Raw genomic sequence first — 18,265 nt, 5'->3', positions numbered from 1 at the left:
CAACGGAAGCGTTCCCCTGGACGGATGCTCCAGGACGGCATGCTCGGCGTCAGCCTGCTCGCGGGCGGCGCGAACGTGATCATGCAGCTGGGCCGGCCGGCGGTCGGCTACGGCGTCATGGAAAGCCGGGTCGATTCAGGGAATCTGTTCAAACATCCGCTGAAGCGCACGCGGACGACCGTCACCTACCTTGCCGTGGCCGTGCTGGGCACCGACGCGGACCGGGCGGCGTATCGGCGGGCGGTGAATTCGGTGCACGCTCAGGTGGTTTCGACCGAGGCGAGTCCGGTGCAGTACCGCGCTTTCGACCGGGAGTTGCAGCTGTGGGTCGCGGCTTGCCTGTGCCACGGCGTCGAGGACGTGCATCGCGCTTTTCTCGGCCGTCCCGCTCCGGAATCGTGGTACGCCGAGGCGGCGGTGCTGGGCACGACGTTGCAGGTGCGTCCGGAGGACTGGCCCGCCGACTTCGCCGCGTATTGGGACGAAGGCCTGGCGCAGGTGGACATCGACGACCGGATGCGGGAATACCTCACCGCCATCGCGAATCTGGAATTCCTGCCGCGGCCGTTCTCGTTCCTCTTCGGACGGTTCCATCGCTTCGTGACGACCGGGTTCCTGCCGGAGGTGTTCCGCGAGCAGATGCGGCTGGAGTGGTCGGCCGCCGACCAGCGCCGGTTCGATCGGCTGATGCGCGGAATCGGCCGAACGGTCGAACGGCTTCCGGTGCGGGTGCGCCGTTTCCCCTACGACGCTTGCCTCGCCGACTTCCGGCGGCGGCTGCGTAACGGGAAACCCCTCGTCTAAGTGGTTGACCGGAATGCGGCGGTCGGCAAGGGTTGGCGGTATGGGCAAAGCGGATGAGGTGCGCGAAGGGGTTTCCCTGACCAACCTTGACCAGGAGCTGTTCGTCGACGCCGGGGTCACGAAACGCGACCTCGTCGATTACCTGGACGCGGTCGCGGACCGGTTGCTTCCGGTGCTGCGCGACCGTCCGCTGTCGGTGATGCGGGTGCTGCGCGGGCAGGACGCGTTCATGCAGAAAAACCTGCCGAAGTACACGCCAGAATGGGTGCCGCGGGCGAAACTGTGGGCGGAGAGTTCGCACCGGACAGTCACCTACGGCCTGTGCAACGACCGCCGGACGCTGCTGTGGTTCGGCAATCAGCGCGCGGTCGAACTGCATCCCGCCCTGACCAGGGTGGAACCGGTCGGGCAGACCGATCTGATCATGGACCTCGATCCGCCGGAGGGCGCGGATTTCAGCGTCGCGGTGGCGGCGGCTCGGCTGGTGCGCCAAGCTCTGGCCGACGTCGGGCTCGCCGGTGCGTTGAAGACCAGCGGGTCCAAGGGGGTGCACGTGTTCGTGCCGCTGGTCGCCGGTCTGTCCTTTGCGGACGTCGCGGCGGCGACCCGGGCGGTCGGCGCGCGGGCGGAGCGGATCGATCCGGAGCTGGCGACCACGGCGTTCATCCGGGAAGACCGGCACGGCAAGGTGTTTCTCGATTCGACCCGGGCGGGTGGCGGTACCACCGTCGCGGCGGTGTACAGCCCGCGGATCCGGCCGGGCGCGCCGGTGTCGTTCCCGGTTCGCTGGGCGGACGCGGACGACGTCACACCGTCCGATTTCACGGTGAAGACCGCGGTGGAGCTGCTGGGCGGCTCGGATCCGTGGGCGGAGGAATTGCCTGAGCCGCAGGAGCTTCCGGCGGAGCTGGTGGCCGAGGGGCACACGATCCCGATCGCCCGGGTCGCGGCGATGCACGAGGGCAAACGCCGGGCCCGGGCGCGCCGGGAATCAGGGGAGAGCGAGTAGATCCTGGTGGCGCACGGTGACGGCGGTGATCTGCCGATCTGCGGGAATGGTCAGCTCCGGCTGTTGTTCTCGGGCCGCGGCCACGAAACCGCGGTACCAGGCGGTGATGAGTTCCTGGTGCTCCGGGCCTAGCTGCCATGGTGAGGGTCTGGTGTGGACTGTCCAGCCGTGCCGGGTGAACTCCGCTGCGGCGAAGTCGACCGCTTCCGGACCTAGCTTTCCGTCCCGGCGTTGGTGGTCGTTGAAGGCGGCGTTGAGTGCTTCGTCGCCAGCTTCCCGGGGCGCGATTTCTGCCGAGCCGGTCACCGACAAGGTGAACAGCGCTGGGCTTTGAGCGTCCACACAGGACTTTACTAACCGCTGGATCTCTTCCTTGGTAAGCAGATCCAGCAGTGCGGAAGCGGTGACCAGTGAAGTGTCGCCGAAGTCCAAGCGGGTCACGTCGGCTTGTTCTGTCTCGACGCTGATTCCCGGCGGAAGGCTGCGCGCGGCGATCTCCAGCAGCCGCGGGTCCTGGTCGTGCAGGATCCACCGTTGCGGCTTCGGAAGGCGGACGCTCAGCCAGCGACCCATCGCTCCGGTGCCGCAGCCGAGATCCCGGATGACCGCCGGTCTGTCGGGAAGCAGGGCGACGAGATCGGCCGCCCGGGCCGCCGTGTCGGCCGCCTCTCGCAGCCGCAGCCATTCCGGCTCGTAACCGGAAGAGTCCACTGTGGTCACAGGGAACGCTCGTATCCGGCGGAGGCGGCGTGGGATTCGTGCAGGGTTACCGAAATCTGCGCCAGTCCGCGGGCGTTCTCGCCGAGTTCGCCGTCGTGCACGCGGTCCGCGAGCCGGTCAGCGATGACCTTGGCGAGGTATTCGGTCGAGGTGTTGATGCCCGCGAAATCGGGTTCGTCGTCCAGGTTCCGGTAGTTCAGGTCGGCGAGCACCGCGCCGAGCTGCTGGGTGGCGAGCCCGATGTCGACGACGATGTTGTCCGAGTCCAATTCGGACCGTCGGAACGTCGCGTCGACCACGAACGTCGCGCCGTGCAGGCGTTGCGCCGGGCCGAAAACCTCGCCGCGGAAACTGTGGGCGACCATGATGTGATCGCGCACGGTGACACTGAACAACGCGTTTCTCCTTTACCGGTAAGTGATCCGATGAGCCAGTCCGCGCAAAGTTCCGTCCGCCAGCCGCGCCGCGACGTCCGGCAGTTCGACGAAGGCGGATTCGCTGGTGATCAGCGCGTCGAACGCCGGGTCGGCCAGCAATCGCAACGCCAGCGCCATCCGGTCGCCGTAACCGCGTCGCCTCGCACGTGCTGGAGAGACGGTACCGACCTGGCTGCCGCGCACGGTGAGCCGTCGCGAATGGAAGTTCTCGCCGAGCGGCACCGACACCTGACGGTCGCCGTACCAGCTCAGCTCGACCACCGTTCCCTCGTGGCCGAGCAGCTCCAGCGAGCGTGCGAGGCCGGCGTCGGTCGCGCTGGCGTGCACCACGAGGTCGAGGTCGCCGCGTGCGGTTTCCGGGGTGGCATAACGGATGCCGAACGCCTCCGCAACCTCCGCGCGCGCCGGATCGGGGTCGACGAGCTGGACGTCCACGCCGGGAAACCGGGACAGGAGCCGCGCGACACTGCAGCCGACCATGCCCGCCCCGACCACTGCGATCCGGTCGCCGACCAGCGGCGCCGCGTCCCAGAGCGCGTTCACCGCGGTCTCAACGGTCCCGGCGAGCACCGCCCGCGCCGCGGGAACGTCGTCTGGCACCACGGTGACCGCCGACGCGGGCACGACGTACTCGGTCTGATGCGGGTAGAGGCAGAACACTGTGCGGCCAGCCAGCTCCGGCGGTCCGGAAAGGACTTCGCCGACGTTCAGGTAGCCGTACTTGACCGGCCACGGAAAGTCGCCCTCCTGATACGGCGCGCGCATGATGTCGTACTGGCTCGCCGGCACTCCGCCGCGCAGCACGAGACTTTCCGTGCCGCGGCTCAGTGCGGAAAATCGTGTTCGGACCAGCACTTCGTCGGCTCGCGGAGCAGCCAGCTCGGCCGATCGGATCTCCCCGCCTCCGGCCGAAGTGAACCAGAAGGCCTGCGCCGCCCGTGTCAAGGTTGTCCTCCGTTGCTGCCGGATCGAGGAGAGATGGCTGTCACCACCTGTACACGAACTCCGGCCGAGCTGGGTTCAACCGTCGTCCAGCAGGCCCCCGCGCTGCTGGCGCAACTCGCGCTGCTGACCCTGCTGACCGTGACGACCGGCCTCGGCCTCGCCGGATGGGCGGTCGGCGTGGCCTACCTGCTCGGGCTGCTGGTGCTGCTCACCCAGGGCGCGTGGCGGATCCGGGTCTACCGGCTCGGCCCGGCCGACCAGGTGACGCTCGCCCGCGCGGCGCTCATCGGCAGCGTCACCGCGCTGGTCGCCGACCGCCTTGGCGGGCACCCGCCGCTGGCTTTGGTCGTCCCCATCGCGGCGGTCGCGCTGGCGTTGGACGCACTCGACGGCTACGTCGCGCGCCGCACCGGAACCGTCTCCGCGCTGGGCGCCCGGTTCGACATGGAAGCGGACGCGTTCCTGATCCTGGTGCTGAGTGTCCTGGTCTCGATGTCGGTCGGCCCGTGGGTGCTGGCGATCGGCTTGATGCGGTACGCCTTCGTGGCGGCAGCGCGCCTCTGGCCGTGGCTTCGGGCACCGCTGCGCCCTAGCTGGGCGCGGAAGGCGGTCGCGGCGTTGCAAGGAATCGCCCTGACGGCCGCGGCGGCCGGGCTCGCACCGGCGGTCTTGGCCGGCCTCGCGGTGGCGACGCTGAGCTGGTCCTTCGGCCGGGACGTCTGGTGGCTGTACCGGAACCGCTGAGCCGTCGTTCGCACGAGCAAATACCTCCGTGTCGTTTTGGCGGTTTCGGGCTTAGGTTCCGCTGGTGGCTAACGAATTGACCATTCCGCTCCTGCCCTGTCCCTCCATCGACGAGATCGCGTCGTTCTACGAGATGCTCGGCTTCGAGATCACCTATCGGCAGACGCGGCCCAACCCGCACGTCGCGCTGCGCCGGGAAGACATCAATCTGCACTTCTTCGGGATGGAGGGCTACGACCCGGCGCAGTCGTACAGCACGTGCCTGGTCATCGTGCCGGACATCGGCGAGCTGTTCGAGGCTTTCGCGGCGGGGATGCGTTCCGTGCACGGAAAACTGCTCGTCTCCGGCATCCCGCGGATGACCCGGCCGCGGCTGCGCAACGACCGCTACACCGGGTTCACCGTCATCGATCCGGGCGGCAACTGGATCCGGATCCACACCGCGGCCAAGGAACCGGAGGCCCAGACGAAGCTCGCGAAAGCACTGGAGAACGCCGCGAGACAGGCGGACGCGCGCGGCGACGTACGCCAGGGGCTGAAGATCCTGGAAGGCGCGCTGAAGCGAGCGACCGGCGACGAACCGGAGTACCAGGCGGTGCGGGAGTACCGCGACGAGCTGGTCGAACGGATCGCGGGGGCTGAGCCGAGTCCAGACGTTCGGCCCTGATCGGCTCGGGGTAGCGAGCCCCATTCCCTTCGGCATTCTCCCCGGCCCGGGTTCTGCCTTCGGAAACCGTGCCTGTCACCCAGTCGTGGCTCTTGATTTCGCAGTGCACGGAAAGGGCCAGCCGTTTGCCCCGAGCCGCGCCGGCTAGGCGGACTCTCGCAGGTCAAACGGCTGGCCCCGGGATGTGGTATCGGCCCCCCTCAGGCTGATCGCCAACCTCCCAATGCCCACCATAGCGGTGCCGGAATATTCGCGCTTAACCCGTCCGTGGTTAACGGGTCGACATTCCTTTTCGCGGTAACTGTCACTAAGCCAATAGCGTGGGGAATTGCTCTCGAGCTGCGGATCCGTCTTGGTTAGCAATCGCAAAAAGAAACCGTACGTGGATCTTGCTGCGACACTCAGCCCTTCGCGCTCAGCTGCCACGACACGCCCCACCGGTCGTTCACCCAGGCGAACGGGCCGAAGCCGTAGTCGTCCAGCGGCATCAGCGTTCCGCCGCCTTCGCCGAGTGCCTCGTAGAGCCGCTTGAGTTCGTCGGTCGAGTCGACGGTGACGAACAGCGACGTCGACGGGGTGAAGTCGAAGCCGTGCTTGACGAAGCTGTCGCTGCACCGCACCCGCTGCCCGGCGACGGTGAACTCGGCCATCACGATCGTCCCCTCCGGACCGGGGCCGCCGGCGCCGTAGCGCTCCTCGGACAGCACGGAGTCGCCGGGAAACAGCGAGGTGTAGAAGGCCATCGCCTCGGCGGCGTCGCGCTTCTGGAACATCAGGAACGGGACCAGGTCGGTCATCGCGCTGCCCTTTCTCGGGGTTGGGGTCGGGTCGAACGTCGCATTGACAAGAAGTTTTGTCAAGCGCGCAGCACGAGGCACGCGAAGCCGAACGAGTCCCGGTAAGCCCGGAGCCACTCGTCGCGGTGGGTGGCCGCGGCGGCGAGGGCTTCGGCCTGGTCAGGGTCTTCCGGGTGGTCGAGGGCCCATTCGGCGAGACTGCCGGTCCACGACCATTCGTACGCATCGAGTTCGCCGCGGGTGCTGGTGTGGCCGTGGGTCGGCGTCCAGCCGGCGGAGATCACCTGGTCGAGAAGTTCCGGCAGATCGGGCAGGTCGCCGAAGATCTCGAGCGCGGCGGGGGCCGGCGCGGATTCCCAGTAGGCGTCGCCGATCAGGGCGCGGCCGCCGGGGCGGACGTGGGCGCGGAGCGCGGCGAGGGTGTCCGGCAGTCCGCCGAAAGCGTGGGTGGAACCGACGCACAGGACGGTGTCGAACTCGCCCGCGGCGGGGAATTCGGTCGCGGGCTGCTGGTGGAGGGTCAGTCGGTCGGCGACGCCTCGTTCGGCCGCTGCCGCCCGGGCGCGGGAGAGGGCGAACTCAGAGGTGTCGACGCCGACGGCACGGAGTTTCGGGTACGCGACGAGGGCGCGGATGAGCCATTCGGCACCGCCGCAGCCGAGGTCGAGCACAGCGGCGTCCTCGTGCGGGATGCCGCGGTCGAGCAGGCGCTGGACCTCTTCGTCGCTGATCGGGGACGCGATCGGATGCCGGGTGTGGGCGAGTGCGGAGAGTCGTTCACGGTTCACGCGCGGCAGGCTGACACGCGGTGCCTCAGCCGCGCACCTCGATTACGAGCGGGTGCGCATCGACGCCGACGGGGCGGTGCCGAGTACGCGGGTGGCGACCCAGGCGAGGCCGTCGGCGGTTTCGGCGGGGGTGCCGGACGGTTGCATCACGTGGCTCAGCACGGTGCGCACGACCAGGTCCATCACCACGGTGAGCTGGCTGTCGTCGAGTGGCGGGGCGTAGCTGCGGACCCGGCCGCGCAGGACGGCTTTCGCTTCGGTGAGCAGGGTGCCCGCGCGGGTGGTCAGCAGGGGCAGGAATTCGTTGTCCGTGCCGTGCGTCGCGGAGGCGATGGCGCGCAGCAGGATGTTGTCGTCGGCCAGTTCGAGCACCGCGCGGACGGCGTCGTAGATCGCCTCGACCAGGTCGTCTGGATGCCGGTCGAACGCCGTGCTCACGACGGCGAGGAACCGGCGCAGTTCGTGCGAGATCATTGCCTCGGCGAGGGCGGTTTTCGAGCCGATCTCGTTGTAGACGGTCTGCCTGCTCACTCCGACCAGCTCGGCCAGCCGGGCCATGGTGACCGCTGACCAGCCGGATTTCGCGGTGAGTTCGATGGCGGCGGTGATGATGGGCTGCCGGTACTGGCCGCCAGTGGGCACCGGAAGCACGCTCATGGTCGTCATTCTAGGCGGCCATTTCGTTGGCGAAGGAGACTGCCTCGGACCAGGGAGCACGGGCGGCGATCCGCTTGCGGTACTTCATGATGTCGCGCGGCCGGTCGACGGTGAACGCGCCGACGAGCCGGTCGCCTCGCCGGTAGAGCGCGGTGACGCCGTGTTCCGCCGGGATCATGCTGACCTCGTCGGCGCGCGGGGTTCCGACGAACTGGATGCGGTGCGAGTACCAATCGGACCAGAAGTACGGCACGGCGCTGAACACCCGCGCGCTCGCGGGGTCCAGCGCGTGCCGAGCCGCGGCCGCACCCTGCTCGGCCGCGTTCGTCCAGTGCTCCAGCCGCATCAGCTCGTCGTCGAACAGTGCGTTCGCCACGTGTGCGACGTCGCCCGCCGCGTAGACGCCGTGTGCGGCGGCGAGGGTGCCGTCGCAGATCACGCCGCCGTCGCGTTCGTGCAGCAGAAGCCCGCTGTCGCGCAGCCAGCCGGTGGCCGGGACCGCGCCGATTCCGGCGACGACCAGGTCTGCGGGCAGGATTTCGCCGGTGGACAGCCGGACTCCGGTCACCGCGCCCTTTTCCTCGGTGAAGCCGGTGACCCTGGTGCCCAGCCGGAGGTCGGTGCCTGCCGCGCGGTGCAGGTCGGCGCAGACGTTGCCGACCTCGGAGCCGACCGCGCGTACCAAAGGCGTTTCTAGCGTTTCCACAATGGACACTGGCAGGTCGCGTTTGCGGGCGGCGGAAGCGACTTCGGAGCCGATGAAACCTGCTCCGATCACGACTGTCCTAGCACCACTGTCCAAGGCAGACCGAATGGCGGCGGCGTCCTCGGCGGTGCGCAAGGAGTGGATGCCGGAGATCTTCGCTGTGTCAGGGAGAACTCGCGCGGTGGCTCCGGTGGCGATGACCGCCGCGTGGTAGGGGATGGTCGCGTCGGCGGTGTGGATCTCGCGGGCGATGGGGTCGAGTCCCGTTGCGGGAGTGCCCAGCTGGAGTTCGACACCGAGGCCGCGCAGGTCGTCCGCGCTGAGAAACGGTTCCACCGCAACGGGTCCGTTTGGCGCGAGGAAAGCCTTCGACAGCGGTGGCCGGTCGTAAGGCAGGCGGTCCTCCGCGCCGACCAGCACGATCCGGCCGTCGTATCCGGTCCGCCGCGCCGATTCGACCGCACGCAGTCCCGCCAGCGACGCGCCGACCACCGCGAGCGTCATGACACCAGCCTCAACGCGAGCACCGGGCAGGCGTCGACGGCCGCGGCGAGGTCGGTCCGGTGCTCCTCGCCGGGGTTCCCGTCGAGCACGACGACCGTGCCCTCGTCACCCACCTCGAAGAAGTCCGGTGCCATCGCTTCGCACATGCCCAGTCCGTCACACTTGTTCAAATCCGCTTCGATCCGCATCACACACTCATCCTTCCGGGAGCAACGAAGTCGACCTTTTCCCTTACGCCGCAGTCGGGACAGCACCAACTGTCCGGAATGGACGACCACGGCGTACCGGCCGGGAAGCCTTCGCGCGGGTCGCCGCGCTGCTCGTCGTAGACGTATCCGCAGCCGGGGCACATCCCGCCCTCGCTGGCGTCGCCGCGCACATCGTCCAGTACGGCAACAGTTTCCGTGGCGGCAGAGCCGTACCGGGCAAGGACTTTCTCCCGCTTCGACGGCTGGATGTTCGCCCGGCTGATGTCGCCCTCGAAGTGGTTGAGCACCCGCTGGTCCATCACCCGGCGCCACAGCGGCGGGAACAGCGCGAGCACGATCATCCCGGCGTACCCGGTCGGCAGCACCGGAGATTCGGCGAAGTCGCGCAGGGTCTGGTAGCGGCGCGTCGGGTTGGCGTGGTGATCGCTGTGCCGCTGCAGGTGATACAGCAGGACGTTGGTGGCGATGTTGTTGGAATTCCAGCTGTGGCTGGGATCCACGCGCTCGTAGCGACGGCGCTCCGGCGGGCCGACCTTCTGCCGCAGCATCCCGTAGTGCTCCATGTAGTTCACGACTTCCAGCAGCGAGAACCCAATCACCGCCTGGATCACCAGGTACGGCAGGATCCCGACGCCGAGCCAGGCCACCATCGCCACCCACAGCACCGCGGACATCAGCCACGCGTTGAGCACGTCATTGCCGATCCGGAACGGATGCTTGTCGCGGCGGGCGTAGCGCTTGCGCTCCAGCCCCCACGCTGATTTCAGCGAGCCGAACACCGTGCGCGGCCAGAACCGGTAGAAGCTTTCGCCCACGCGGCTCGACGCCGGGTCCTCCGGAGTCGCGACGCGCACGTGGTGGCCGCGGTTGTGCTCGATGTAGAAGTGCCCGTAGAAGCTTTGCGCCAGCGCGATTTTCGACAGCCAGCGCTCGTGGCTTTCCTTCTTGTGGCCCAGTTCGTGCGCGGTGTTGATGCCGATCCCGCCGATGCAGCCGATCGAGATGGCAAGGCCGACTTTGTCCGCAATGGACAGATCGCCGCGGGCGATGAGCCAGAACGCGAACACGAACCCGACGTACTGGATCGGCAGGAACAGATAGGTGATCCACCGGTAGTACCGGTCCTGTTCGAGGCGCTCGATCACGTCGTCCGGCGGATTGCTCCGGTCGAGGCCGGCGACCAGGTCGATCGCGGGCACGATCGCCAGGATCACGATCGGGCCGATCCAGAACCAGACGCCCCATCCGGTCGCGGCGTGCAGCCCGATCGCGAGGAACGCGAGCGACGGCACGACCAGCCCGATCAGCCAGAGGTACCGCTTCTTGTCGGTCCATCGTTCGGTCGACCCCAGCGGCACCGTGCCGGTCATCTCGCTCATCGCGCCCTCCTCCGTTGGCTGGCTTTACATGAAGGTAAGACATGTACACCTCGATTGACAAGAGGGGTCGAAATGTAAAGTTGTCACGATGGGGTGAACCCGCAGGTGGGGCGTTGGCCGGGGTCAGTCGGGGACGCGGGCGTGCCGCAGCACCTCGACCACCGGATCCAGTCGCGTGTCGGCGGTGCGCCGGATCAGGAACGTGGTCAGCGTGGCGACGAGATCGTCGATCGGCAGGACCGCGCATTCGTTCGGGTCAAGCGCCAGCACGGTCGCCGATTCGATCGGCACGAGGGTGAAGCTCTTGGTGCTGCGCAAGAAGATCAACAGACCGCTGACGTCGGAGAACTGTGCTTCCGGATCGACCAGCACGCCCTTGGTGGCGAGCTGCTCGGCGCGCCGGGAGCCGAGGTCCCAGTGTCGCGGGCCCTGCAGATACTGAAAGCCGCGCAGGTCGGCGAGGGTGAGCGAGGTCCGTCCGGGGAACCGGGACGCGTCCACCACGGCGCCGAGCGGTTCGCGGTACAGGACGATCGTGGACAGCCGGTCGTCGGAAGTGCCCAGATGCGACACCGCGAGGTCGAGCGAGTTGCTGAGCAGCGCCGATTCCATGCCGAGTGACGGCATCTGCCGCAGCGTGAAGCGGTAGGAGCCGTCCAGGGCTCGGATCGATTCGCTGAGTTGGCGGCGGTGCGCGGGGTTGAGGACGTCGGGGATGGCGAGCCGGACGTCGGCGCGCTGGTCGCGGGTGCGCATCCGGTCGGGGATGGCGTCGAAGCCCGAAACGACCGATTCGGCGAGCGGCAGCAGCGCTTCGCCCGCCTCGGACAGCCGGGTGTGGTGGGTGGAGCGGTCGAAGAGCGGTTCGCCCAGCTCGCGTTCGAGGTCGCGAATGCGCTGGCTGAGCGGCGGCACCGACATGTTCAGTGACCGCGCGGCGCGGGTGAAGTTCAGCTCGCGCGCGACCGCGAGGAAGTACCGCAGGTGGTGAATCTCCACGAAGTGCAGCGTACTCACGGTGTTATCACCGTGGTCATACCGATCTGATGCACTCGGTCATTCCCTTCTGGTGAGCAAGCGCTTAGCGTCAGTGGTGAAGCCAAAGATCGTCAACGGGAGGACCGCGAAGATGGATGCCACCGGACCGCTTTCCGGGGTTAAGGTGCTCGACCTGTCGTCCGCGGTGATGGGCCCGTACGCCACGCAGATCCTCGGCGACTTCGGCGCCGACGTGATCCGGGTCGAACCGCTGCGCGACGTCGCCCGGCACTCGCCGGCCAACACTGGCCGCACGCCCGGGATGGCCCCGCTGTACATGCAGGTCAACCAGAACAAGCGCAGTATCGAACTCGACCTCAAGGACCCCGCCGGCCGCGAAGACCTCTTCGCCCTGCTCGCCGACGCCGACGTCCTCGTCACCAACATGCGCGCCGCCGCGCTGGAGCGGCTCGGCCTCGGCTACGAGCAGCTGCGCGAACGCTTCCCGCGCCTCGTCTACGCCCACGCGCAGGGCTTCGCGCCCGGCTCGTCGCGCGCCAACCGGCCCGCCTACGACGAGGTCATCCAGGCCACGTCCGGCCTGGTCAGCCTGCAGGACCGGGCGGGCGGCACGCTGCAGTTCGTCCCGACCTTCATCGCCGACAAGACCGCCGCGCTCTACCTGCTCAACGGTGTCCTCGCCGCGCTCTTCGACCAGCAGCGCACCGGCAAGGGCCAGCAGGTCGAGCTGGCGATGGCCGACGCGATGATCGCGGTCAACCTCGTCGAGCACCTGGCGGGCGACGTTTTCGTGCCGGCCGCCGGCGACGTCGGCAACCCGCTTTCGCTCAGCGACACGCACGCGGCCATGCGCACGGCCGACGGCGGCGCGATCGCCGCGGTGCCCTACACCAACGACGCCGTGCGGACGCTGCTGATCGGCGCCGGCCTCGAGGACGCCGCGGCCGATCCGGCCTGGGACTCCCCGGTGATCGACCGGGAGATTTTCACCGCGGGGGTGGAGAAGGTGCTGGCCAACTCCGCCAGCCGCACTACCGCGGAGTGGGAGGAGTACCTGACCGCCCACGACGTTCCGTACGCGGTCGTCGTCGACATCGCCGACCTGCCGACCGACCCGTACGTTCAGGAAGTCGGGCTGATCACCGAGCGGGAACACCCGACCGAGGGCACGATCCGCGTAGTGGAGAGCCCGCTGCATTTCTCGCGGACCCCGGCCGGGTTCCGCAGGCACGCCGAACGCGCCGGAGCGAGCACCGCCGAAGTCGTCGGAGCCGTACGCACCACTGAAGGGGTTTGATCGATGGATCTCGAACTGTCTAAAGAGGACCTCGCGTTCCGAGACGGATTGCGGGAGGTGTTCCTCGGCGCGATTCCGGAGGATATCCGCAAGCGCAGCACGCTCGGCCTGATCACGCGGGACGACATCGTCACGAGCCAGCGGATTCTCAACGAGCACGGGCTCGCGGTGCCGCACTGGCCGGTCGAATGGGGCGGCAAGGACTGGACTCCGACGCAATCCCACATTTACGCGTCCGAACTGCAGCGCAACGGTGTGCCGCAGCCGCTCGCTTTCAACGCGAGCATGGTCGGCCCGATCATCGCCGAATTCGGCAGCGAGGAGCAGAAAAGAAGTTCCTTCCGGCCACCGCGAATCTCGACATCTGGTGGTCGCAGGGCTTCTCCGAGCCGGAGGCCGGTTCCGACCTCGCCGGGCTGCGCACCACCGCGAAGCTCGAAGGTGACCACTACGTCCTCAATGGACAGAAGACCTGGACCACGCTCGGCCAGTACGGCGACTGGATGTTCGTGCTCGCGCGGACCAACCCGGACGCGCCGCGCAAGCAGCAGGGCCTGTCCTTCCTGCTGCTCGACCTGAACACGCCGGGCATCGAGCGCCGTCCGATCAAGCTGGTCGACGGGTCTGCCGAGGTCAACGAGTTCTTCTTCGACAACGTGGTGATCCCGGCGGAGAACCTCGTCGGCGAGGAGAACAAGGGCTGGACGTACGCGAAGTTCCTGCTCGGCAACGAGCGCAACGGCATCGCACAGGTCGGCACCGGACAGCGGATCTTCGCCGATCTCGCCGCCGCGGCCGCCGATCTGCCCACTGAGGACGGTCCGCTCTCCGGCGACGCCGAATTCCGCGCGGCCATGCACACCGCGAAAACCACGCTGCTCGCGCTCGAAGCGACCCAGATGCGGGTCACCGCGGCTTCGGAAAACGGCCAGCCGAGCCCGGTGTCGTCGCTGCTCAAGATGGAGGGCACGCAGGCGCTGCAGGCCCTCACGAAGCTGCGCATGCGCGCGGCAGGTTCGGACGGCATGCTGCTGGACACCGAGTCGCCGGTGCGGGCGGACGAGGCCGCGATGGTGGCCGCGGCGCAGTACCTGAACCAGCGGAAGCTGTCGATTTTCGGCGGCTCCAACGAAATCCAGCGCGGCGTCATCGCGAAGACGATCCTCGGTCTGTAAGGGACGGCGACTCATGAACCTCGAATTCAACGAAGACCAGAAGCTGCTGTTCGAGACCGTCGACACGGCGGTCGGCCGCGGCTACCCGGCGGGCGGCCGCGCGGCCGCGACGAGCAGCGAACTCGGCTGGAACGACCAGGTCTGGAGCACCCTCGGCGAGCTAGGGCTCGCCGGTCTCCCGATCTCTGCCGACCACGACGGCGCCGACGCCGGCCCGGTCGAGGTCTACGCGACGCTGGAGGCGATGGGCAAGCACGCGGCGGCCGAACCGCTGCTCGACGGCGTGTTCCTGCCGTCGTGGATCATCGCCGAACTGGGCACCGACGACCAGGTCAAGGAGCTGCTGCCGGTGCTGGCCAGCGGCGGCACCACGATCGCGGTCGCACATGCCGAGCCGGGACGTCCGTGGGGCGTCGCGCCGTCGGTTTCGGCGGCCGGTTCCGCGCTGACCGGCGTCAAGTCGCCGGTGCGCAACGCCGACCAGGCCGACAAGTTCCTGGTCACCGCGGTGGACGAGAACGGCCGCACCGGGGTGTACCTGGTCGAGGCGACCGCGGCGGGCATCACCCGCGTGGACGGCCGGGCCGCGGACTGGGGCCACACGTCGCAGGTCGAATTCGCTGGTACTCCGGCGGTTCTGCTCGGTACCGCGGACGCCGACGTGGCAGCCGCGTTGCGGATCGCGTTCTCGCGGGCGCGGGTCGCGGTGACCGGCGAAGCGATCGGCCTGATGGAGACCGGGCTCGCGATGACCGTCGAATACCTCAAGACCCGCAAGCAGTTCGGGGTTCCGCTGGCGGCGTTCCAGGCGCTCGTGCACCGCGCCGCCGACCTGTACGCGAAGGTCGAGCTGGCTCGTTCGCTGGCGCTGTGGGCCACCGCGACGGTCGAGGCGTACGACAACGGAGCCTCCACAGTGGACCTCGCCGCCGCGGCCGACGACGCGTTCGTGTTCGTGTGCGACGCGGCGACCGCGACCGCCGAGGAGATCGTCCAGCTGCACGGCGGGATCGGAATGACTTACGAATCGGAGGTCGCGCACCACGCGGCGCGCCTCATCGCCATTACGGAGAGTTACGGCGGAGTGAGCGCGGCCCGTCGCCGCGCGCTAGCGTCGGACGCGTTGCTGACGCCGCCGAGCGCGCTGCTCAACAACGCGGACGCGGTCACCGCCTGAGAAAGGAGTGCGCCATGCCGGTCGTCGCGATCGTTGGCGCTGGGGTCATCGGAGTGTCGTGGGCTCGGCTGTTCGCCGAGGCGGGCTGGACGGTTCGGGTCAGCGACCCGCGTCCTGACCTGGGCGAAATCGTCGCCCGGGACCTCGCCGGGCTACCCGCCACGGCAGTCGCGGACCTCGCGGAAGCCGCTGCCGGGGCCGACTTCGTCCAGGAGTCGGGCCCGGAGCGGATCGAGCTGAAGCGGGAAATGTTCGCGACGCTCGCCGCCGCCACGCGCGACGACGTAGTACTGGCGTCCTCCTCCTCGTCGCTGTTGCCCTCGGTGATCGCCGAGGGCAACGCGGCGGCGGCGCGGATCGTGATCGGGCACCCGTTCAACCCGCCCGAGCTGATGCCGCTGGTCGAGGTGGTGCCCGGAGTTTCGACCTCCTCGGAAACCGTGGCGAAGGCCGTCGAGGTCTACCGCGGGCTGGGCAAGAAGCCGATCACCCTGAAGAAGGAAGTTCCCGGGTTCGTCGGGAACCGGCTGCAGAAGGTCTTCAACGACCAGGCGATGTACCTCGTGCAGCAGGGCGTGATTTCCGCGGGCGACCTGGACGAGCTGGTCAAAGCCTCGCTCGGGCCGCGCTGGGCGACCATCGGGCCGTTCGAGAGCATGCACCTCGGCGGCGGGCCGGACGGAATCCGGCACCTGGTGAGCCACGTGGGCTCGCAGATGAAATTCGAGATCGGCCGCCCGGACCGGGAGCATCTCGAAACGGTGATCGACGAGGTCGAGCAGACCTACGGCACCGCGGACACCTACGCACAGCGGGTGGATGCGCGGGACAGCCGTACTCGCGCGTTGCTGGACGCGCTGGAGAAGGAATGACTCTCACCGAACAGCTCGAGGCCGCACTCGCCAAACCAGCCACTTCGGACGAATACGATTTGCACCAGCCGCTGGCCGATTTGCTCGGCTCCGTCGGCCTCCAGGAATCCGACGCCGGCGGCCGGATCGAATTCACCGGAGCCGACCCGGTACTGCCGGGCGCATTGCGGCTGGCCGGAGCAACGTCGATCGCGTTGGCGGCGAAATCCGTTGCGGTGGCGAAGATCTGGCAGCTGCGCGGCGGACGCGGGCAGAACATTTCGATGGACCTGCGGACCGCGCCGCACCGGCTGTGCCCGTTCTACGACAAGAAATGGGAACTGCTCGACGGTTACCCGCAAGGAGATCCGGCGCGCGTCGACCCGGCGTTCGGCACGGATCGGTTCTACGCCACCGCGGACGGCCGCTGGGTGCACCCGATCAGCCCGTATCCGAAGCTGCGCAACGATGCTGCCGCGCTGCTCGGCGTTCCCGAACGGGATGCCGTGGTGCAGCAAGCAATCTCGCAATGGAACTCCTTCGAGCTGGAAGATGCCGCCGAAGCCGCGGGCGTCATCATGCCGGTGGTGCGCACGACCGAAGAGCTGATGGTCAGCGAGCAGTATCAGTCGGTGCTGTCGACGATGCCGCCGGTGATTGTGGAGCGGATCGGCGACAGCCCGCCAGAACCGTTGCACCGCAACCCTTCCACACCGCTCGAAGGAATCCGTGCGCTCGGCCGGGCACACATCATCGCGGGTGCCGGCTGCGGCCGGGCGCTGGCGTTGCACGGCGCGGACGTGCTGAACGTCTGGGATCCGGGCGAATACGAACTGCCGGTGCTGTACGCGACGTCCAATGTGGGCGTTCGCTCCACCCAGCTCGATTTCCGCCGCCCGGCCGACCAGGAACGGATGCACTGGCTGCTGGCCGCCGCGGACATCTTCTACGCCAACCGCCGTCCGGGATACCTCGCGCGGCACGGTCTCGACGCGGAAACCGCCGCCGAAATCCGGCCCGGAATCATCCACGCCGAGGTGACGCTCAACGGCAGCACCGGCCCGTGGTCCGGTCGCGTCGGCTTCGACCAGACGGCGGGCTGCCTGTCCGGCGTCATGCTGCTGGAAGGCGAGGGCGGAGTCCCGTCGCTGCCCGGGGTGCCGGTGGTGAACGACTACATCACGTCGTGGTTCCTGCAGCTGGGAATCCTGCGCGCCCTCATGCTCCGCGCCGAATGGGGCGGTTCGTACCGGGTGCAGGTTTCGCTGACGCGGGTCGCCTTGTGGTTGCTGAGCCTGGGCATCTTCGATAAGTCCTACGCCGCCGAGGTCGCCGGGGTCGCGCCAGGACACGAGTACTTCGATCCCGAGACGTTCACCGCGGACACTCCGCTCGGCCGCTATCGCGGTGTCACCGAGCAGATCCGGATGTCGGAAACTCCGGGCTATTACACGAATCCGTTGATCCCCAGGGGATCACACCGTCCAGAGTGGAGGTGACAATGTTCAGCGAGCTAGTGGTGCTGGGCATTCGCACCGGGACGATTTACCGCGTCGGGCTTCCCGACGGGCAGGTTACCCCGCTGTACAAAGACGCCGGTGTCTCGCCGGATGGCGTAGTCGTCGCCGACGGCACCGTTTACTGGACCACCATGGGAATGCCTTCGCGGGATCCTTCGGTGCCGGGTGAGGCTGGCCTCGACTACTCGGCGCGCAATGGCGGCCTGCACGCGGTGTCCTTTGATGGCACTGGTGCGCGCGATGTGGTCCCTAATGGAGCGTTGACCACCGGGAAGCAGCTGGCGTACAACGGTTCGCTCTATTGGGGCGACCGGGAAGGCTATCGGATTTCCCGGGTGCGTCCGGATGGAACCGGGCTGACGGATCTGATCGTGAACGAGCCGGACGACAGCGGGACGCAGGAATGCGTTGGGGTCACGGTGGATGCTACGCATCTTTACTGGACGCAAAAGGGCCCGTCGAAGGGCGGCGTCGGCCGGATTTTCCGGGCCGGGCTGGAGATTCCGCCGGGCGAGACCGCGCGGGACCGGTCCGATATCGAGACCCTGTGGGATCACCTGCCAGAGCCGATCGACCTGGAGATTCACGGCGGGTACCTGTACTGGACTGACCGCGGCGCGGCCCCGAAGGGCAACACGTTGAACCGCGCGCCGATTCCGGTCCCGGGCGAGAAGGGCGCCGAGCCGGAGATCCTGGCAAGCGGATTCACCGAGGCGATCGGGTTGGCGGTGGATGACGAGGTCGCTTACGTGTCCGATCTTGGCGGCCGGATTACCGCGGTGCCGCTGGATGGCGGCGAATCGCGGGTGGTGGTCGATATGGGCGAGTTGTTGTCGGGGATCGCCGGCGTGTCGTGAGTGCGTCTACTGCACCGCGATCC

The 18,265-nt window shown here is 68.2% G+C and carries 20 protein-coding genes and 1 pseudogene; 11 read left to right on the top strand and 10 right to left on the bottom strand.

Going from position 1 to position 18,265, the window contains the following annotated elements; translation table 11 throughout:
• The first annotated feature begins 24 nt into the window (after positions 1 to 24).
• Entirely contained in the window at positions 25 to 804 is a 780-nt protein-coding gene (locus RPX00_RS07915; protein ID WP_406638811.1) for an oxygenase MpaB family protein, read from the top strand.
• 40 nt (positions 805 to 844) lie between these two features.
• Positions 845 to 1,813: a DNA polymerase domain-containing protein gene (locus RPX00_RS07910; RefSeq protein ID WP_406638810.1), complete on the top strand. Its 969-nt coding sequence runs from the start codon at positions 845 to 847 to the stop codon at positions 1,811 to 1,813.
• On the opposite strand, the gene RPX00_RS07905 is transcribed toward RPX00_RS07910, so the two are convergent.
• The 3 genes from RPX00_RS07905 to RPX00_RS07895 are packed head-to-tail and all read right to left on the bottom strand — an operon-like array spanning position 1,796 to position 3,915.
• Positions 1,796 to 2,533 (bottom strand): class I SAM-dependent methyltransferase, encoded by a 738-nt coding sequence (locus RPX00_RS07905; protein ID WP_406638809.1) that lies wholly within the window; start codon positions 2,531 to 2,533, stop codon positions 1,796 to 1,798. The genes RPX00_RS07910 and RPX00_RS07905 overlap by 18 nt on opposite strands.
• Positions 2,530 to 2,928 (bottom strand): 6-pyruvoyl trahydropterin synthase family protein, encoded by a 399-nt coding sequence (locus RPX00_RS07900; protein ID WP_406638808.1) that lies wholly within the window; start codon positions 2,926 to 2,928, stop codon positions 2,530 to 2,532. Before RPX00_RS07900 ends, RPX00_RS07905 begins: the two co-directional genes overlap by 4 nt.
• Positions 2,929 to 2,940: 12 nt before the next feature.
• Entirely contained in the window at positions 2,941 to 3,915 is a 975-nt protein-coding gene (locus RPX00_RS07895; RefSeq protein ID WP_406638807.1) for a zinc-binding alcohol dehydrogenase, read from the bottom strand.
• 33 nt (positions 3,916 to 3,948) lie between these two features.
• On the opposite strand from RPX00_RS07895, the gene RPX00_RS07890 reads away from it, so the two are divergent.
• Both RPX00_RS07890 and RPX00_RS07885 read left to right on the top strand, forming a co-directional pair.
• Complete coding sequence (locus RPX00_RS07890; protein WP_406638806.1) at positions 3,949 to 4,659, top strand: CDP-alcohol phosphatidyltransferase family protein; 711 nt, start codon at positions 3,949 to 3,951, stop codon at positions 4,657 to 4,659.
• Positions 4,660 to 4,723: 64 nt separating this feature from the next.
• Positions 4,724 to 5,326, top strand: coding sequence for a hypothetical protein (locus RPX00_RS07885; RefSeq protein ID WP_406638805.1), 603 nt, complete (start codon positions 4,724 to 4,726; stop codon positions 5,324 to 5,326).
• A gap of 401 nt (positions 5,327 to 5,727) precedes the next feature.
• On the opposite strand, the gene RPX00_RS07880 is transcribed toward RPX00_RS07885, so the two are convergent.
• The 7 genes from RPX00_RS07880 to RPX00_RS07850 all read right to left on the bottom strand — a co-directional run bounded on the left by RPX00_RS07880 (position 5,728) and on the right by RPX00_RS07850 (position 11,383).
• Positions 5,728 to 6,123: a VOC family protein gene (locus RPX00_RS07880; protein ID WP_406638804.1), complete on the bottom strand. Its 396-nt coding sequence runs from the start codon at positions 6,121 to 6,123 to the stop codon at positions 5,728 to 5,730.
• Positions 6,124 to 6,182: 59 nt separating this feature from the next.
• A complete protein-coding gene (locus tag RPX00_RS07875; protein WP_406638803.1) occupies positions 6,183 to 6,911 on the bottom strand; it encodes an SAM-dependent methyltransferase in 729 nt (242 codons plus the stop codon).
• 42 nt (positions 6,912 to 6,953) lie between these two features.
• The gene (locus tag RPX00_RS07870; RefSeq protein WP_406638802.1) at positions 6,954 to 7,577 is read right to left on the bottom strand and encodes a TetR family transcriptional regulator; all 624 of its coding nucleotides are present in this window, start codon (positions 7,575 to 7,577) and stop codon (positions 6,954 to 6,956) included.
• Between the two features lies 1 nt (position 7,578).
• On the bottom strand, positions 7,579 to 8,778 hold the full coding sequence (locus tag RPX00_RS07865; RefSeq protein ID WP_406638801.1) for an NAD(P)/FAD-dependent oxidoreductase: 1,200 nt from the start codon (positions 8,776 to 8,778) through the stop codon (positions 7,579 to 7,581).
• Positions 8,775 to 8,966 carry a ferredoxin gene (locus RPX00_RS07860; RefSeq protein ID WP_406638800.1) on the bottom strand — a complete coding sequence of 64 codons (192 nt, stop codon included), beginning with the start codon at positions 8,964 to 8,966 and terminating at the stop codon, positions 8,775 to 8,777. Before RPX00_RS07860 ends, RPX00_RS07865 begins: the two co-directional genes overlap by 4 nt.
• Positions 8,966 to 10,366, bottom strand: a complete 1,401-nt coding sequence (locus RPX00_RS07855; RefSeq protein WP_406638799.1) for a fatty acid desaturase — start codon at positions 10,364 to 10,366, stop codon at positions 8,966 to 8,968. Before RPX00_RS07855 ends, RPX00_RS07860 begins: the two co-directional genes overlap by 1 nt.
• Before the next feature lie 123 nt (positions 10,367 to 10,489).
• Positions 10,490 to 11,383 carry a LysR family transcriptional regulator gene (locus tag RPX00_RS07850; protein WP_406638798.1) on the bottom strand — a complete coding sequence of 298 codons (894 nt, stop codon included), beginning with the start codon at positions 11,381 to 11,383 and terminating at the stop codon, positions 10,490 to 10,492.
• Between the two features lie 112 nt (positions 11,384 to 11,495).
• Between RPX00_RS07850 and RPX00_RS07845 the strand changes: the two genes are divergently transcribed.
• From RPX00_RS07845 to RPX00_RS07815, 7 genes and pseudogenes are all read left to right on the top strand, one after another.
• Positions 11,496 to 12,662 (top strand): CaiB/BaiF CoA transferase family protein, encoded by a 1,167-nt coding sequence (locus tag RPX00_RS07845; protein WP_406638797.1) that lies wholly within the window; start codon positions 11,496 to 11,498, stop codon positions 12,660 to 12,662.
• Between the two features lie 3 nt (positions 12,663 to 12,665).
• Positions 12,666 to 12,938: pseudogene (locus tag RPX00_RS07840) on the top strand (acyl-CoA dehydrogenase); the annotation flags it as partial.
• The gene (locus tag RPX00_RS07835; protein ID WP_406638796.1) at positions 12,851 to 13,837 is read left to right on the top strand and encodes an acyl-CoA dehydrogenase family protein; all 987 of its coding nucleotides are present in this window, start codon (positions 12,851 to 12,853) and stop codon (positions 13,835 to 13,837) included. The pseudogene RPX00_RS07840 and the gene RPX00_RS07835, both read left to right, overlap by 88 nt.
• A 13-nt stretch (positions 13,838 to 13,850) precedes the next feature.
• Positions 13,851 to 15,014, top strand: coding sequence for an acyl-CoA dehydrogenase family protein (locus tag RPX00_RS07830; RefSeq protein WP_406638795.1), 1,164 nt, complete (start codon positions 13,851 to 13,853; stop codon positions 15,012 to 15,014).
• Between the two features lie 14 nt (positions 15,015 to 15,028).
• The gene (locus RPX00_RS07825; protein ID WP_406638794.1) at positions 15,029 to 15,886 is read left to right on the top strand and encodes a 3-hydroxyacyl-CoA dehydrogenase NAD-binding domain-containing protein; all 858 of its coding nucleotides are present in this window, start codon (positions 15,029 to 15,031) and stop codon (positions 15,884 to 15,886) included.
• On the top strand, positions 15,883 to 17,364 hold the full coding sequence (locus tag RPX00_RS07820; RefSeq protein ID WP_406638793.1) for a CoA transferase: 1,482 nt from the start codon (positions 15,883 to 15,885) through the stop codon (positions 17,362 to 17,364). Before RPX00_RS07825 ends, RPX00_RS07820 begins: the two co-directional genes overlap by 4 nt.
• Before the next feature lie 2 nt (positions 17,365 to 17,366).
• Positions 17,367 to 18,242 carry a hypothetical protein gene (locus tag RPX00_RS07815; RefSeq protein ID WP_406638792.1) on the top strand — a complete coding sequence of 292 codons (876 nt, stop codon included), beginning with the start codon at positions 17,367 to 17,369 and terminating at the stop codon, positions 18,240 to 18,242.
• Positions 18,243 to 18,265 lie beyond the last annotated feature (23 nt).

Origin of the sequence: Amycolatopsis sp. WGS_07 (assembly GCF_045278895.1) — a bacterium.
Taxonomy (GTDB): domain Bacteria; phylum Actinomycetota; class Actinomycetes; order Mycobacteriales; family Pseudonocardiaceae; genus Amycolatopsis.
This window is presented reverse-complemented; position numbering and strand designations above follow the sequence as displayed.